16 protein-coding genes are annotated in these 15,670 nt (G+C 36.5%); 3 read left to right on the top strand and 13 right to left on the bottom strand.

Annotated features, from left to right (window positions below):
• Positions 1–14: 14 nt before the first annotated feature.
• Entirely contained in the window at positions 15–539 is a 525-nt protein-coding gene (locus tag ACM40_RS10020; RefSeq protein WP_048502649.1) for a hypothetical protein, read from the bottom strand.
• Positions 540–1,040: 501 nt separating this feature from the next.
• Between ACM40_RS10020 and ACM40_RS10015 the strand changes: the two genes are divergently transcribed.
• Positions 1,041–1,349, top strand: coding sequence for a helix-turn-helix domain-containing protein (locus tag ACM40_RS10015; protein WP_048502648.1), 309 nt, complete (start codon positions 1,041–1,043; stop codon positions 1,347–1,349).
• Positions 1,350–1,588: 239 nt separating this feature from the next.
• On the opposite strand, the gene ACM40_RS10010 is transcribed toward ACM40_RS10015, so the two are convergent.
• The 11 genes from ACM40_RS10010 to ACM40_RS09965 all read right to left on the bottom strand — a co-directional run bounded on the left by ACM40_RS10010 (position 1,589) and on the right by ACM40_RS09965 (position 11,031).
• Entirely contained in the window at positions 1,589–2,575 is a 987-nt protein-coding gene (locus tag ACM40_RS10010; RefSeq protein WP_048502647.1) for a GTP pyrophosphokinase family protein, read from the bottom strand.
• Positions 2,576–2,710: 135 nt separating this feature from the next.
• Entirely contained in the window at positions 2,711–3,250 is a 540-nt protein-coding gene (locus ACM40_RS10005; protein ID WP_048502646.1) for a hypothetical protein, read from the bottom strand.
• Between the two features lie 237 nt (positions 3,251–3,487).
• Positions 3,488–5,113, bottom strand: coding sequence for a chaperonin GroEL (groL, locus tag ACM40_RS10000; RefSeq protein ID WP_048502645.1), 1,626 nt, complete (start codon positions 5,111–5,113; stop codon positions 3,488–3,490).
• 54 nt (positions 5,114–5,167) lie between these two features.
• Positions 5,168–5,527, bottom strand: a complete 360-nt coding sequence (locus tag ACM40_RS09995; protein WP_048502644.1) for a four helix bundle protein — start codon at positions 5,525–5,527, stop codon at positions 5,168–5,170.
• A gap of 34 nt (positions 5,528–5,561) precedes the next feature.
• Entirely contained in the window at positions 5,562–5,840 is a 279-nt protein-coding gene (gene groES, locus ACM40_RS09990; RefSeq protein WP_040997294.1) for a co-chaperone GroES, read from the bottom strand.
• A gap of 176 nt (positions 5,841–6,016) precedes the next feature.
• Positions 6,017–6,151, bottom strand: a complete 135-nt coding sequence (locus ACM40_RS20835) for a hypothetical protein (RefSeq protein WP_260542430.1) — start codon at positions 6,149–6,151, stop codon at positions 6,017–6,019.
• A gap of 235 nt (positions 6,152–6,386) precedes the next feature.
• Positions 6,387–7,106 (bottom strand): hypothetical protein, encoded by a 720-nt coding sequence (locus ACM40_RS09985; RefSeq protein ID WP_048502643.1) that lies wholly within the window; start codon positions 7,104–7,106, stop codon positions 6,387–6,389.
• A gap of 112 nt (positions 7,107–7,218) precedes the next feature.
• Positions 7,219–7,698: an ecotin family protein gene (locus ACM40_RS09980; RefSeq protein WP_165579297.1), complete on the bottom strand. Its 480-nt coding sequence runs from the start codon at positions 7,696–7,698 to the stop codon at positions 7,219–7,221.
• Positions 7,699–7,742: 44 nt separating this feature from the next.
• Positions 7,743–8,960, bottom strand: a complete 1,218-nt coding sequence (locus ACM40_RS09975) for a cation:dicarboxylate symporter family transporter (protein WP_048502641.1) — start codon at positions 8,958–8,960, stop codon at positions 7,743–7,745.
• Between the two features lie 73 nt (positions 8,961–9,033).
• Entirely contained in the window at positions 9,034–10,320 is a 1,287-nt protein-coding gene (locus tag ACM40_RS09970; RefSeq protein WP_048502640.1) for a CitMHS family transporter, read from the bottom strand.
• A gap of 18 nt (positions 10,321–10,338) precedes the next feature.
• Positions 10,339–11,031, bottom strand: coding sequence for a DUF2490 domain-containing protein (locus ACM40_RS09965; RefSeq protein ID WP_048502639.1), 693 nt, complete (start codon positions 11,029–11,031; stop codon positions 10,339–10,341).
• Between the two features lie 151 nt (positions 11,032–11,182).
• Here ACM40_RS09965 and ACM40_RS09960 point away from each other — a divergent pair, with 151 nt between their 5' ends.
• Both ACM40_RS09960 and ACM40_RS09955 read left to right on the top strand, forming a co-directional pair.
• Positions 11,183–12,289 (top strand): sensor histidine kinase, encoded by a 1,107-nt coding sequence (locus ACM40_RS09960; RefSeq protein WP_228376162.1) that lies wholly within the window; start codon positions 11,183–11,185, stop codon positions 12,287–12,289.
• Entirely contained in the window at positions 12,289–12,987 is a 699-nt protein-coding gene (locus tag ACM40_RS09955) for a LytR/AlgR family response regulator transcription factor (protein ID WP_048502638.1), read from the top strand. Before ACM40_RS09960 ends, ACM40_RS09955 begins: the two co-directional genes overlap by 1 nt.
• A gap of 280 nt (positions 12,988–13,267) precedes the next feature.
• Here ACM40_RS09955 and ACM40_RS09950 read toward each other — a convergent pair whose 3' ends face one another.
• Complete coding sequence (locus ACM40_RS09950; protein ID WP_048502637.1) at positions 13,268–15,655, bottom strand: M1 family metallopeptidase; 2,388 nt, start codon at positions 15,653–15,655, stop codon at positions 13,268–13,270.
• Positions 15,656–15,670: the final 15 nt, after the last annotated feature.

Below are 15,670 nucleotides of genomic sequence, written 5' to 3'. Positions count from 1 at the left end.
TGATTTTAAAAGCTTTAATTTTTTTCTCTTCTTTCAAGAATAAGGTACGCTGCATCCAGCATTTTGCTTAGGTGAATGTACGGGCTTATCATATTTCTTTCCGGGAGATGGTCATAGATTCCCAGTGAGAAATAGACCATTCCGGACATGAAATAATCAAATTCTTTTACGCTGTATTCTTTGAAGGCTTTTCTAAATACCAACAGAGGATTTTGGAATTCCTTCTCCGAAAGCAGGCCAAGAACCAACGGAGAAATACCTTCCAGCTGGGTAGTTGTGGCTGTTTTCTTTTCCTGTAGTGCAATGAGGTAGCCTGCACGAATGAATGACCGTATTGCCTGCTGAAAATGAAGGATAACGGACGGATGTTCTTTTATCCAGCTATTTCTTTTTACCGCATAACTTATAATATCGTTTAGCAGCTCTTTGGATGCTGTCAAGTCATTGAGCTTAAAATAGTTTTCCATTAGCTGTGTGCCGCAATGTTTCTTCCGGCCTTTCCCAAGCCGGGACTGAAAGTCTGTTCTGTTTTTTTTCATGATTTTGTATTTTTTACTGTACGATTTTACTGGCTGTAAAGGAAGAAGCCCGCCTGAACTTCCTTCCCATACAAGCCTAATGAATATGATAGAATTTGTGTTTTTCTAAAAGCCCTAAAGCCGCAATGGATTGTACACCCCATTGTACCGTATCATGATACTTTATGTTGTAAAGCAGGCTTAGAAAAAGATGGTTGTAGAAAAACAGAACAGCATGAAAATAAAAACGGCATGAGACTCTACAATATCCGATCTGAGGTACTGGTATACCTTACATGCAGATAAGAGAGCCCACGCCTAGGTCGTGAGCTTCTAGCTTATCGTCTCGCATGTTTAAAAATTACCAGTTTTCAGATCGAGATTCTAAGCAATAGCTTCTAATATTCGTTGAAGTATCGCAAAGCTACATTTCTTGTAGCTTATTTTACAAATATAATAAAAAAAATAATACAACACATATATGTGTTGATGAGAAACTTTAGAAAGTCTAAAATTTACCTTATGTATAAATGGGACATTGAAGAATTAAAATTTCAAATTGGAAAGCTTATTCAATTACATAGGCTAAAGAAAAATCTTTCACAGTTCCAACTTGGAAATGAACTTAATCTATCAAGTAATCACGTTGGTAGAATTGAACGGGCTGAAACCAATCCAACAATAGAAAACCTTGTTAAACTTTGTAATTTTTTTGAAATTGATATGTTATTTTTATTTACAAAGCTAACTGACAAAGAATTAAAAAAGATTGAAAGAGAGATTGAAGATCTACAAAAAGAATTTAAAAATAAAAATAAAAAAAAATCCTAACGAGAGTTGGGACTTTCTTTTTATTTATTAAATCCGTTAATAGAATAAAGGTCGAGGCTTTGCAATAGTTTGGTATTGGATTGAGTGAAAGTTTAATTCAGCTCAAAACAGAGCCAATTGTAAGCCTTTGGGTAAAACTTATAATAAAAAAACAAAAGTGAACAGATTTTGGAGAATAAGGATACGGAAATTTTGAATTTTTCTCTTAGCCCGTATTTCGCCAAACCGATGTTTAAACCTTATCGCTTTTTGTATCTACTTGTATTATATTTTGTCCAATCTTCACCAAATTTGACAAATAATGCTTCCCTTGTTAATCCAACATGTGAATAATAAATACCCGAACTTAATCTTTCATTTGTTTCACCACTTGTTATTAAATCTTGTACCATTTGTAAATCATTTTTCATTATTTGACTATAATTTTCGGCTATAAGTGATTCAAGTTGTTTAATAGTAGTTACTCCAAATTCTTTTAAATCGATGATTAATTGTGAAAAAGGCTCGCCTTTCTTCTTGTTTAACATTGGCAATTTATTATCAAGGATGTTTTCTAGAATATCTACATTTAAAATTTCACTATTTTCAATGTTTTTTACTGTTTGTTTGTATTTATCACGTTCAATTAGAAGTCTATCAAATTCAAAATCTATAGTTTCTAAAAGTGCTGAAATTCTGCTAATTGATCTGCTTACTTCTTTAGGAACACTTTCTACATTTTTATATTGTAAATTATTTGATGCTTCTGCCCATATATGTTGAGAAATTGTTCTTATTTGAATTTCAACTTGAATATTTTCTAAACCTTTAAAAGTTGGCACATTTGCCCAGGTATCAGGTATTTTAACTATATAATGTAATGATGAATAACCAAACTGATTGTCCAGTAATTTATCTGAAGTATTATACTTTTTAATTACATTTAAATTTTCTTTTATATGCTTTTCGATTATGGATATGTCTTTATTAAACAGGAGAATAAATCTAAAACCAATTATATCCTGTAATTCAAAAATTGACTTTTTTAAATTAAATCTTCCATTTTCTATTTTATTAAGTAAAGAATCATAGTCTTTAATTCTTGATTGAATAGGAAACCCTAGCTTTATATTTTGCGTCTTTAATAATTCATTTAATTGGTCTATTAATGAATTGTGCAGTCTTTCAAATTTTGAATGAGAATCTTTATATTCAATTTCTAATTCTTGTGAGGTCGGTTTTTTCATGAATTTCTGTTAATGGGAAAAGTATTGACGAAGTGCTAACCAAATTCTACTAAAAATTAAATTTTGACAAGCGAAACATATATTTTTTCCATGAATTAGGTTACTTAAAAATTTGATTTACAGAAGAACGTGTAATTATACTTTTAGTAAATCTAGCTGTTCATTTGAGAAATATTTATTTAAATCTCTATCAGGTTCATATATACAGAGCGTTAAGTTGTTAAACTTTCTTTCTGCTAGTTTAACTTTTTTAGTTAACTCTGCTAGTGACTCAACTGTTAATTTTTCTTCTTCTACTTTGATTCCAAATTTTCCAATTTTATCTTTTATTAAGTCAGAATCTATATTTGTACTATAAATAAAAGATGTGCCATGTACAATAAAGTTTCTTTTTTCAATTATATCATTAACTAAAATAAAAAGCCTATCAATAATTTTAAACTTTTTATCTTCATCTTTATAGTAATGGGACATTAAACTCCTGAGTTTTGCATTAAGAGGATAAGCGGTTTGATCTTGCAAAACTATCCTTAAATAATTATGGTCTTTAAGGCCCTGAATTCCAAATAATGCTATAATTGTGATTTTGATTGTTAAAACTAATTGTTCAAATTCAATCAGAAAATTGCCATATTCATGGTGGATTGTATTTTTAGAAGTTTCATTGAATTTCATACGTAATATTAGATTTGTGTTGAGTGTATAAAGCTATTTTATTAGCAATTCTTTTAATTAAACTTACAAGTTTCCCTAGTTATAAGGTAAAGATCTTATTATTTCTACAAATTTGGTCTTTGCTACAAATTTAAAATATTTGGATAATATTTCCTTACAGAAAACCATAATTTAAACAAAAAACCGCCCTATGAAAATAGAGCGGTTAGTATATTAAATTGTCTCAGCGACACCCTGTTACATCATTCCTGGCATTCCACCACCCATTGGCATAGCTGGCTCGTCTTTTTTCACTTCAGTAATTACACATTCAGTGGTTAAAAGCATTCCTGAAACAGAAGCTGCATTTTCAAGGGCAACTCTTGTTACTTTCGTAGGGTCAATGATTCCTGCTTCAAGCATGTTTACATACTCGTCAGTTTTAGCATTGTATCCGAAGTCTCCAGTTCCTTCCGCTACTTTAGCAACGATTACAGAACCTTCACCACCTGCGTTGGCAACGATTTGTCTTAATGGCTCCTCGATCGCTCTTTTCACGATTCTGATTCCTGTAGTTTCGTCAGCATTGATTCCTGTAAGGTTTTCCAAAGCTGAGATTGCTCTTACCAAAGCAACACCACCACCTGCAACGATACCTTCTTCAACTGCTGCTCTTGTAGCGTGAAGCGCATCATCTACTCTGTCTTTTTTCTCTTTCATTTCCACTTCAGAAGCTGCACCTACGTAAAGTACGGCAACACCACCGGCTAATTTAGCCAGTCTTTCCTGTAGTTTTTCTCTGTCGTAATCAGAAGTTGTAGTTTCCATCTGAGCTTTGATCTGAGCTACTCTTCCTTTGATTTTAGCTTCGTCACCACCACCGTTTACGATCGTTGTGTTGTCTTTATCGATAGTTACTTTCTCAGCAGTTCCAAGCATATCCAAAGAGATGTTTTCCATTGTGAAACCTTGCTCTTCAGAAATAACCTGTCCGCCTGTTAAGATCGCGATATCTTCCAGCATTGCTTTTCTTCTGTCTCCGAATCCAGGAGCTTTTACAGCAGCAATTTTAAGAGAACCTCTTAATTTGTTTACTACTAAAGTAGCTAAAGCTTCACCTTCCACTTCTTCAGAGATAATCAATAGAGATTTACCACCCTGTGCAATCGGCTCAAGAACCGGAAGCAATTCTTTCATAGAAGAGATTTTTTTCTCTACCAAAAGGATGTAAGGATTTTCTACTTCAGCTACCATTTTCTCAGGGTTGGTCACGAAGTAAGGAGACTGATATCCTCTGTCGAACTGCATACCTTCTACAACATCTACCGTTGTATCGATACCTTTAGCTTCTTCTACAGTAATTACCCCTTCTTTACCTACTTTTCCGAAAGCCTCAGCGATCAAAGCACCGATTGTTTCGTCGTTGTTAGCAGATACGGAAGCAACCTGCTTCACTTTATCTGTAGAATCTCCAACTTCCTGAGACTGGGATTTTAGGTTTTCAACAACTGCAGTTACTGCCTTGTCGATCCCTCTTTTCAAGTCCATAGGGTTAGCACCTGCAGCTACGTTCTTAAGACCTTCTCTTACGATAGCCTGTGCCAGTACAGTAGCGGTAGTAGTACCGTCTCCTGCAATATCATTGGTTTTGGAAGCCACTTCTTTTACCATCTGCGCTCCCATATTTTCTACTCTGTCTTCAAGTTCGATTTCTTTCGCTACAGAAACACCGTCCTTAGTTACGTGAGGAGCTCCGAAAGATTTTTCAATCACTACGTTTCTTCCTTTTGGTCCTAAAGTTACTTTTACTGCATTAGCCAATGCATCAACACCTCTTTTTAAAGCGTCTCTTGATTCAATATCGAATTTTATTTCTTTTGCCATAATGTTAAGCTTTAAGCTTCAGGCAATAAGCAGTAAGCTTTTGCCTGGAAGCTGTTAATTATTATTTAATAATTTTTTTCTAAGTTGTATGATTTTTTGTCTGATTAAATTCAGTTTTGGATTGAGGCTTATTAGTTGGTCCTCGGAAGAGAAACCCAAATCGCAGGAAAGTAAAAGTAAATATTCGGTTTCGTTGGTTGAACCAATACTTATTTCTAAAAATCTTGCAAATTCTTTGTCTGTAGATCTTCCGCAGCCTTCTGCAATATTTGTTGGAATAGAGACTGATGATCTCCTTATTTGAGAGGTTAAACCAAAAAGCTCCGATTTTGGAAAGTTTTCAGAAATGATGTAAATTTCTTTTACCAACTCGTGGGCAAGTTTCCAAACGTCATATCTTTTGTAGTCTCTCATTGCCTATTGCTTATCGCCTAATGCCTACTGCTTTTTACCCGATGATTCCTAAAAGATCTCCTTCTTTTACAATTAAGTAATCTTTCCCTTCCAATTTTAGCTCAGAACCTGAATATTTTCCGTAAAGAACTTTGTCACCTACCTGAACAGTTGTAGGCTCATCTTTTTTTCCTGGACCTACTGCTACTACTGTACCTTCCTGTGGTTTTTCTTTTGCGGTGTCCGGAATAATAATACCTGAAGCTGTTTTAGTTTCTGCAGCGATCGGCTCGATCAAAACTCTGTCTGCTAATGGTTTAAAGTTTACTGACATAATATATTTATTTTTTAATTAATTCTCTGTTATAATTCTCTAAATGTATGCCATGAGGCAGCTATGGATGAAATGGCAGAATTTTATTTTCGAGTGTGAAAATTTGGCAGAAAAAATAAAAAGACAAAGCCGGAAAACTTCCGGCTTTTTGTATTTAACTCTAATAATTCTGTGAATTAAGGGCAGTACTGTCCCGGCCCGATCCAAAGGATGCATTTTCCCTGGTCGTTCCATTCGCAGCAAACAACTCTGGCCGCACCTCCAACGATGGATTTTTGGGCCTCTCTGCTTAATGATTTAGCATTTTTCATGATTAATATTTTAATTTGTTTTCATATTCCTGAACATTTAATGTCAATCAGGATTTTTGACGATTTGATGTAAGTGTTATTCAAAGATAGGAAAAATATGAATATGCTATTCACTGTTTGTAGATTAATATCTGTTGTTTATGTTTTGATAACCAGTGTATTAAATATGTTTTTTAAATAATATAATATGATTTAAAAAAGAAAGCTTATCGTTGTGGTCAGCTTTACAGATTATTTATCTGATGGTTTCCAAGGTCATTTTCTTTCCTCCGAGGTCGATTTCCTGCTTCAGAATTTTTCTGGTTTCAGAGTCAATATAATAAGTGACAATTGTTGTCTTATCTCTGATGTCATCCGTAGTTTTTACAGCCCAGACTTTTTTACCGTCGTAATCCGTTTTTTTGATGTCCAGTATGTATGCTTTTATAAGTCCTTTCTTAGCATCCGGATTATAGTCGAAAACAGACAGGTCGGCCGTATAATTTTCTTTTAAAGGCAAGAAGCGTATAGCCATAGGGTAGCTGCTGCTGTCGAAGTAATCTGTTGCCGAGATGTCAATATTGTCCTTTTTTTGGGATTTCTTATCCAGATAATATCCTGTTACTTTAGTCTTACCTGATTTTAAAACCATATCTCTCATTGTATTAAAAGAGGAATGATAAACCGGTTCAAAATTAGCTGTTTTTACAATCGTGGAATCGGTCCATTTAGCATCCGGGGCCTGTTTCAGCTTTACGGTAGTTCTGATGAGCAGATCTGTTTTGTTTAATTTCTTTAACTCGGTGATAATGCTTCCAATTTCTATTTTGGTTCCTGCATTTTCGGCATACCAGGCGGCTTCAGAGACTTCGTCTTTGATGAGTTTAGAATCTATACTGATATTGTTCGGCGTAAGCAGTTTCTGCGAAAATAAATGAATGCTGCTTACCAATAAAAGAACAAGAAATGTTTTCATGATTTTTTATTATGATAAGTAGACTTGGTTATCATAATGTTACATTTATTTGTCTTCTTTGAGATTTGATTGAAATATTTTCCTGTTCTATTGAAATATTACGTGGGTAATTTTATTTGGCTGTCTTGAATTCCCCATCGATTTTCCATAATTTGTATTCGACAGTCCAATTTTTTGGAATGAAAAAAGGAGTGGAGAAATATCCATTATATTCCATGAAAATATTTTGGGAACTTAAAATCTTTTTTACTGTTTTTTTGTTTTTATCACAGTTACCTGGATTATTTGCACTGAAGATTTCTATGGGTTGGTTTTCTGCAACTGAATAATATTCGTACCTATAATTAGGCAGTCCATATTCGTGCTTTAAATTTTGTTTGTTAAAAGTAAAATCTTTAGGATCTTCACATTCTGAAACATTAATTTCTAACCCAAAGCGAACTTCCACTTTATAATCTTTTTCATTTTCGATTTTTGGAAGTTTTAAATCTACTCTTTTTGTATTTGCAGTCAATTCAGGATATGTAGGTTTTTCCTGGGCATTCAATAGTATTGCAGAGGTAAGTAAACATGTACCTATAATCTTTTTCATGATCATTAATTATTTTGACCTCAAATTTATAGATTTAATAGATATCATTGAATGTCATTATTTTTTGAAGACGAATTGATTTTAGAAATCACAGCCCCGGAAATAGCAATACTGATAAAATTCGTCACGGATCTGGCTTCATTCATAAAGCGGTCTACGCTGTAAAGAAGGGCAATATCCGTAAGAGGAATTTTTCCAAACCTGTTCAGCGTGAAAATAAGGGCAAGAAATCCTGAGCCCGGAACACCCGAAGCCGTTTTTGAGGTTACAGAAATAATGAGCAAAAGCCACAGATAATCGGTGATGGTCAATGAAATATTATAAAACTGGATAAGAAAGCAGCAGGTAACGGAAATATAAATACAGGCTCCGGAAAGATTAAAATTGTATCCCAAAGGAATTACAAACCTTAACACCTTCATGTTGTAGCCTTCGGATTCCATTTTTTCAAAAATCAACGGGAATGCGGTTTTTGAAGAAGATGTGGTGATTACAAGGATAATCTCTTCTTTTAATCCCAATAAAAATTTCCACAACCGTATTTTAAACAGATAAGCAACGGCGCCTAAAATTCCGAAAATAAAGACAATATCGGCAAGGTAAACCGTCGCCACTACTTTACTGAGAGGTAGGAGAGTATTAATACCATACACGGCAATTCCATAAGCAATGTTGCAGAAAATAACAGCCGGAAGAATGATGTAAAGATATTTGATTACCGTGTAAAAAATCTTAATGCCGCGATCTAATATATTCAGGAATTTTTCCCTTCCTTTAGAAATGTTCATTAAAATTCCGGCTACAATTGAAGTGATAAGGAAAATCCCATGCCTGTTGAGGTACAACCTGCCTGATAAACTGGTATCATTGATTTCAAAAGTTCTGGGAAGAGATGTACTGATCCTGGAAGGATCAATTCCGGTATCGGCTCCCGGTTTTACAGCAATCCCGAAAACAATCCCTAAAATGATCGCGATAGAACTTATGATCAGAAAATACAGAATCGTTTTCCATACAATGCTCCTTGCATTTTTGATCCCGGAAAGCTGGCAGATCCCGTACATGATCGCCATGAAAATAATGGGAAGGATGAGCATTTCAAGAACCATAAAAAAATACCTGCTCACCATTCCCAGCCTGATGCTTACCCCAGGCGCATAATATCCTGTAAGCACTCCACCGAGAATGGCGGCAAATACATAAAAGGTAAGATTTTTTAAATATCTTCCTGTGAATGTTTTCTTTGTATCAAAAAAGTTCATCTGAAAAAAATATACTGTCGTATAAAAGCCATCGCATATTATATCTCCGAAATATAATGATAATTAACGAATCCTAAATAACTCCTAAAATCAGTGCTGCAAGAAGCATCACAATAGAAGAACCCAGAGCCCATTTTAAAGTATATTTCAAATGATCCGAAAACTCTACACCAGCCAATGAAACCAGTAAATAGGTTGACGGAACCAATGGGCTCAGAAGGTGAGATCCCTGGCCAATAAGGCTTGCCCTCCCCAATATTTCCGGCGAGATACCCAGTTGATGTCCGGTAGCAACAATAATAGGAAGTATTCCAAAATAATAGGCATCATTGGACAGGAAAAAAGTAAGAGGAATGCTGAACAGAGCGGTGACAATATTCAGGTAACCTCCCCAGCTTTTCGGTACTATTTCTATCATGCTGTTTCCCATAGCCTGCATAATGCCTGAGCCATTCAGAATTCCGGTAAAGATCCCGGCCCCGAAGATCATTCCGGCTACAGATAATGCATTCCCGGCATGCTTTGAAATAATTTTCTGCTGATCTTTCAGCTTTGGATAATTGATAATGGAAGCCAGACAGAATGCAATCATAAAAGCTATTCCCAAAGGAACAATGTCAAGGATCATCACTACCAGAAGGGTGATTGTAAGAGCGAGATTGATCAGGATCAGTTTGGGACGGCGGAGTTTGGGATCTGCTTCACCAATGATATCATTGTTGTTGTAATTGGTGAATTTTCCATGTTTGGCAATCCTTATTTTCTCTTTTCTTCCTAAAATGTAAGCTACAAAAATTACCCACAGGATGCCTATCGTCATAATAGGAATCATAGGAACAAAAATTTCTGTATGTCCCAGCTTAAGAGAACTCATTACCCTGGCTGTAGGGCCTCCCCATGGAAGAATATTCATAATCTGTCCGGCAAGCATAATAATGCAGGTAAGAATTAACGGGTTCATGCCCTGTTTTTTGTAAAGCGGAAGCATGGCAGCCACTACAATCAGATAAGTGGAAGAGCCGTCGCCGTCCAGCGAGACCAATGCCGTAAGAACAGCCGTTCCTATTGTGGTTTTGATGGGATTGTCCCCAACAGCTTTTAAAATTATATTCACTAAGGGCTCAAACAGGCCCGTGTCTATCATTAAACTGAAATACAGGATAGCAAAAATCAGCATTACACCTGTAAGGGCGATTTCTTTAACACCGTTTTTCATCATGTCTCCCAGCTCAGGCCCAAAACCTGCAAAAAGAGCTATGGTTACAGGTACGATGACCAAAGCTGTGAGCGGAGTCATTTTTTTGTTCATGATCAGAACCATGAAGATCAGGATCATAAGAAATCCAAGGAAGGTAAGCATAGATGATTGGTTTTATAGTTATTTATTTTTGTTTTTTCTCCAGTCGAAGCTGTTTCTGTAGCCAATGTAGCCGTAGTTGCTTGTAGATCCGGTTTCCAGCTGATTGATAAACGCAACTTCAATAGCAGAATTTTTTCCCACTTTAACCCCGATGCCAGCCGTTAAACGGTTACTGTCGAACGGATCCTCTTTCACTACATTCATTCTTATCTCATCTTTCAGAATACCATACAGTTTTTCCTTCTCTCCTGTACTGTTAAAAGGAATTCTGAGAGAAATAAGATACCGGAGCCTGACGATGAAGTCATTGGGATTGCTTATAAACCTTTCTTCCACACGAAAGCGGTGTGAAACAGAAGTTCTTCCGATATTGCCTCCCAGTGTCACCTGCTGGAAAGGCCTTTTTTCGTACCTCTCTTTTTTGGTATTGTCAGATTTATAGGAATCCAGTACCAGGAACATAAATCCGGCAGCAGGCTTTACTTCATGGGCAACTTCGTAATCTATATAGGCAGATACAAGGAAAAGCCTAGTGTCGTAAGCGAGATCAAAGGAACGGTATTGCGACAGAGCGGTAAGCGTACTCTTATCTGTTAGTCTTGCCGACATCAGATACTGGAACCACATATTGTAGTTGTCACGGCTTTGGGCATGAACTTGCGAGGTTAAAGCAAGCAGCAAAATAATGATTAATTTGAATTTAATTTTCATGTAATATTGAGTTAACATCCTGATGTCTCAAATATATTTATAAGATCCAGCCGCGGATTTATTTTTCAATCAATGACAGTTTTTATCAGTGAACTGCACGCCGGGCTGAAAAAGATGGTATATTTGAAAGATTGAAAATGAAGCTTTTTAGATGTTTCTGATTGTAAATATTGTATTTATATTGCTGGTTTTCAGGATTTTGTTTAATCCTAAAGTTTTAAAAAGGCTGATGGAGTATCATTGGGGATTTTTGCTGAAGTTTCAGCATATTTTTTTCCTTTTGGTCTTTCTGATCATCACTTTTTTTACGGAAAACTACTTTTTGGATACTCCGGAGTTGATCTGGAGTGTTTTATCGGTCATTATTTTTAATATCGGAATTTACAGTCTTGTCTATTTTTATCTGGTCCCGGAATTTTATCTTTCCAATAAATATCCTGAATTCATTCTCTTTGCGCTGATCACTTTTCTGGTCTCCAGCCTTTTCAGAATTCTGCTGGAGCCTGCGGTTTTTAGTATGAATTTCAATGAGAACCTTTCCAATACCAAATTCTTATATAATGTATATACAGCACAGGGAATTGTGATACTTGTTGCTTCATTTCTAGGCATTACAAAAGATAAATTCCTGATTGAACAGGATTTTAAAGATCTTGGCGAAGAAAAAGACCAGCTGTATCTGGACCTCCTGAAATCTAAAATGAATCCTCATTTTTTGCTGAACACCCTCAATAATATTTATTCCAAAAGTTTCCAGCCCTCAGAAAATACCTCAGAATCTATATTACAGCTCAGTAAGCTGCTTCAGTATGTGATTTATGATACCAGCAAGGAGAAAATCAGTATGGCTCAGGAATTTTCATCGATTCAATCGCTTGCAGGATTGTATCAGCTAAAGTATAATAATGTATTGAATATAACTTTTAATATTGAAGATGAAGAAACTCTGGATTTAATTGATATTCCGCCTTCCGTATGCCTTACTCTGTTTGAAAATGCCCTGAAACATTCAGCGGTGGGAATAGAAGAGGGCAGCTATATTCATATAAGCTATAGAATAAAAGATCAGGAACTTTTATATGAGATAAGAAATTCCGTATCCGGGAAAAAGAATCTTGTCGGGAATATGAATGACAGCGGCTTAGGAAATGAAGCCGTAATCAATATTCTGGAAAAAAACTATGCAGGAAGATTTACTTTTATCTCCGAACCTGCAGAAAACAATAACTATCAGACTATTTTAAAAATAAAACTGTAATGGCTAATCTGACGATCGTAAGTGTAGATGATGAATATCCGGCTCTCCAGCTGATCCAGAAATACTGTGAACAGATAGAAGGTGCAGATCTGTTAAAGGTTTTCCAGGATCCGGAAGAAGCATTGGGCTATCTTCAACAGAATAAGGTGGATCTTGTGATTCTGGATATCAATATGCCTTATATGAATGGAATTGAGCTCCTACGCCAGCTGACTTATAAACCATTATGCATTTTTCTTACCCTGGAAACCCAATATGCTGTCAAAGCTTTTGAACTGGATGTGGTTCATTATCTTGTAAAGCCCGTGGACTTTGAAACATTCCGGAAAGCGATTAACAAGGCCAAAGATTTCCTTCAGTTTAAAAACTCGGCGGAACAGCAGAAAAAAGAAGATTTTATTATGTTCAAATCCAATTACGTAATGAACAAAGTGCTTCTGGATGATGTGCGATGGGTGCAGGGATTCGGGGAATATATCATTCTGGTGACCCATTTGAAAAAGTATATGATTCTCGACCGGATGTCGAATTTTGAAGAAAAATTTCAAAACCTGGGATTCATCAGAATTCATAAATCTTATATTGTTCTGTCTTCCCATATCAGTTCATACGATACGGCTCATGTGTATCTTAAGGATGGAGAGAAGCTTCCGCTTGGAAGGACCTATAAGAATTCTTTAAAAGCTTACCTGAATTAATTATATCGGTAGCTTCGTCAGATCAATTTGAAAAACTGATTCACTCTTTGCACTCTAAAATGTTTTCAAAAGAGTAAAAACTTTGCATTAAAAATTCTCTCACAGATTACACGGATTACGCAGATTTTTTGGAAACAGGATGAAATATTCAATAGGGGCGGGCTTTAGCCCGCTTAATAATTTGGGAATGAAAACGGCTTTAGCCAAAATGATTAATGATAGATTCATCTGGCAAATTCAATAAAAAAGGCTGCCTCAAATAGGGCAACCTTTTATTATGTTATGATTTTCTTTCGGCCTGCATCGGGTTTACCTTTCCACTGGCACCTCCTCTTACCGGTCCGGCTCCCTGTTTCTGCTTAAACAGCTGGAATTTTGAGACCGGTCCTTCCGTTCCGCTGCTGCTCCATACATTATTAGAAGTATCAATATCCGCAGTTTCCCTCATCGGGTCAAGTTGAATCGACTTTATTTTTTTATCAAAATAATAAGTTTTTGAAACTTTCTGTTCATTCTGTCTCCAGATCTGTGCAGATGATTTGTCATACAGTTTTGATCCGTCTTCAAAAGTGAATTCAAGAATAATTGGCATAACCAGCCCGCCTTTGTTGACAAAATCGATCTGGTAGCCCGTAAGGTTTTTGAACTTTTCCTTATCCTTGGTGTCCAGAGGGATTCCTGCGTCTGTTTTTACAGTATATTCTTTGTCATTGTCTACTTTTTCCTGTCCTCTGTCATACCTGTAATAGAAGTCTTGCAGATCTTTGTCCTGATCTACGTAGAACTTGATGTTCTTATCCTCCCTGTTTCTGATCTTTGAAATATCTTCAAAAGAATTCTGAAGAGGTTTATCTACCTTATATTTTGTTTCTTTGGCTTCCCTTGGAGGTGTATTGAGGTCCGGGGTTGCAATAGTCACTTTGTCGATGGCAATATCTACAGGATCTGTACCGTAGAACCATCCTCTCCAGAACCAATCGAGGTCTTCACCACTGGCATCTTCCATGGTACGGAAGAAATCTGCAGGTTCAGGATGTTTGAATGCCCATCTTTTGGCATATGTTTTAAAAGCTTTGTCAAAAAGTTCCCTTCCCATGATCGTTTCACGCAGGATATTTAAACCTGTAGCAGGCTTTGAGTAAGCGTTAGGACCAAACTGAATAATGTTTTCAGAATTACTCATGATCGGCTCCAGCTGGTCTTTCGGCAGCTTCATATAATCTGTAATAGTCCATGCCGGACCTCTTTTTGACGGAAATTTATTGTCCCATTTTTCTTCTGTAAGATATTCCGTGAAGGTATTTAATCCTTCGTCCATCCAGCTCCATTGTCTTTCATCTGAGTTGATGATCATCGGGAAAAAATTATGTCCGACTTCATGGATCACTACGCCGATCATTCCGTTCTTGGTTCCTTCAGAATAAGTCCCGTCCTTTTCTGTTCTTCCATAATTAAAACAGATCATCGGATATTCCATTCCGTTGGCAGCTTCTACAGACTGTGCAACAGGATATGGATAAGGAATGGTGAATTCGGAATAGGTTTTAATTGTGTGGGCAACAGCTTTGGTTGAATATTTTCTGTAAAGGGCATAAGATTCTTTCGGATAGAAGCTCATGGCCATCACTTTATTATTGTTTTCAGGAATGGTAACGCGCATTCCGTCCCAGACAAACTTTCTGGATGAGGTCCACGCAAAATCCCTTACGTCATTCGCTGCAAATACCCATGTTTTTCTCTGTTTGGAATGGTTTTTTTCAGCCTTTTTCGCTTCATCCAGGGTTACGATTTCAACAGGTTCAGCAGCACTTTCAGCCTTTCTGTATCTTGACATCTGGTCAGAAGTTAAAACCTGCTCGTAGTTTTTACATTCACCCGTTCCACCTACGATATGATCTGCAGGTACATTCATTGAAACTTTGAAGTTTCCGAATACGAGTGCAAATTCACCGCGTCCGGTAAACTGGTGGTTTTGCCATCCGTGGAAGTCGCTGTATACACACATCCTTGGATACCACTGAGTCATAGTATACAGATCATTTCCATCTTCTGCGAAATTTTCATAACCGCCGCGGCCGCCCATTTTAATTCTGTTCGGAATGTTATAATTCCAGTCTATTTTGAAGACCAGTTTTTCACCTTTTTTTAATACTTTCGGCAGATCAATACGCATCATCGTTTTGTTCACCGTGTATTTCAAAGGAGTTCCTGAGGCATCGGTCACTTTTTCCAGGTTTACGCCATAGCCGTTATCCTTTTCCGGAAGTTCGGTGACTTTCAGTTGCTGGTCATTAGAAGAAGCCGGAAGGGTAGAAGGGAATGCAAAGCCTGCATTTTTAACATTGGATTGTTCATTCTCATCCAGCTGTAGCCAGATATAATCCAGATCATCCGGAGAATTGTTGTAGTAGGTAATGGTTTCCGAACCCTTTAGATTTCTTTTGTCTTCATCAAGGTAAGCTGTGATATCATAGTCGGCTTTGTTCTGCCAGTATCCCTGTCCGGGAGCTCCCGAAGCTGTTCTGTAAATATTGGGAGTAGGAAGAATGGTGCCAAGCTGTTCGAACCTGTTTCCGTGGTTACTGCCAGGGTTATTCTGAATATTTTGTGCGGTGAAGCCTGTATAAGCAAATACAGAAAATGAAAGTAGGGCTGCTTTTAATTTCATTACCGGATTGATTTA

Origin of the sequence: Chryseobacterium sp. BLS98, assembly GCF_001045445.1 — a bacterium.
In the GTDB taxonomy this organism is placed as follows: domain Bacteria; phylum Bacteroidota; class Bacteroidia; order Flavobacteriales; family Weeksellaceae; genus Chryseobacterium.
The sequence above is the reverse complement of the archived record's forward strand: the minus strand, read 5'-3'. Positions and strand labels throughout refer to the sequence as shown.

Coding starts and splice junctions, on each gene's coding strand:
- ACM40_RS10020 (WP_048502649.1), bottom strand. CDS start 539: ATGAAAAAAAACAGAACAGACTTTCAGTCCCGGCTTGGGAAAGGCCGG.
- ACM40_RS09975 (WP_048502641.1), bottom strand. CDS start 8,960: ATGAACTTTTTTGATACAAAGAAAACATTCACAGGAAGATATTTAAAA.
- ACM40_RS09955 (WP_048502638.1), top strand. CDS start 12,289: ATGGCTAATCTGACGATCGTAAGTGTAGATGATGAATATCCGGCTCTC.
- groES (WP_040997294.1), bottom strand. CDS start 5,840: ATGTCAGTAAACTTTAAACCATTAGCAGACAGAGTTTTGATCGAGCCG.
- groL (WP_048502645.1), bottom strand. CDS start 5,113: ATGGCAAAAGAAATAAAATTCGATATTGAATCAAGAGACGCTTTAAAA.
- ACM40_RS09950 (WP_048502637.1), bottom strand. CDS start 15,655: ATGAAATTAAAAGCAGCCCTACTTTCATTTTCTGTATTTGCTTATACA.
- ACM40_RS09985 (WP_048502643.1), bottom strand. CDS start 7,106: ATGAAAACATTTCTTGTTCTTTTATTGGTAAGCAGCATTCATTTATTT.
- ACM40_RS10015 (WP_048502648.1), top strand. CDS start 1,041: ATGTATAAATGGGACATTGAAGAATTAAAATTTCAAATTGGAAAGCTT.
- ACM40_RS09980 (WP_165579297.1), bottom strand. CDS start 7,698: ATGAAAAAGATTATAGGTACATGTTTACTTACCTCTGCAATACTATTG.
- ACM40_RS09995 (WP_048502644.1), bottom strand. CDS start 5,527: ATGAGAGACTACAAAAGATATGACGTTTGGAAACTTGCCCACGAGTTG.
- ACM40_RS20835 (WP_260542430.1), bottom strand. CDS start 6,151: ATGAAAAATGCTAAATCATTAAGCAGAGAGGCCCAAAAATCCATCGTT.
- ACM40_RS10010 (WP_048502647.1), bottom strand. CDS start 2,575: ATGAAAAAACCGACCTCACAAGAATTAGAAATTGAATATAAAGATTCT.
- ACM40_RS09960 (WP_228376162.1), top strand. CDS start 11,183: ATGTTTCTGATTGTAAATATTGTATTTATATTGCTGGTTTTCAGGATT.
- ACM40_RS10005 (WP_048502646.1), bottom strand. CDS start 3,250: ATGAAATTCAATGAAACTTCTAAAAATACAATCCACCATGAATATGGC.
- ACM40_RS09970 (WP_048502640.1), bottom strand. CDS start 10,320: ATGCTTACCTTCCTTGGATTTCTTATGATCCTGATCTTCATGGTTCTG.
- ACM40_RS09965 (WP_048502639.1), bottom strand. CDS start 11,031: ATGAAAATTAAATTCAAATTAATCATTATTTTGCTGCTTGCTTTAACC.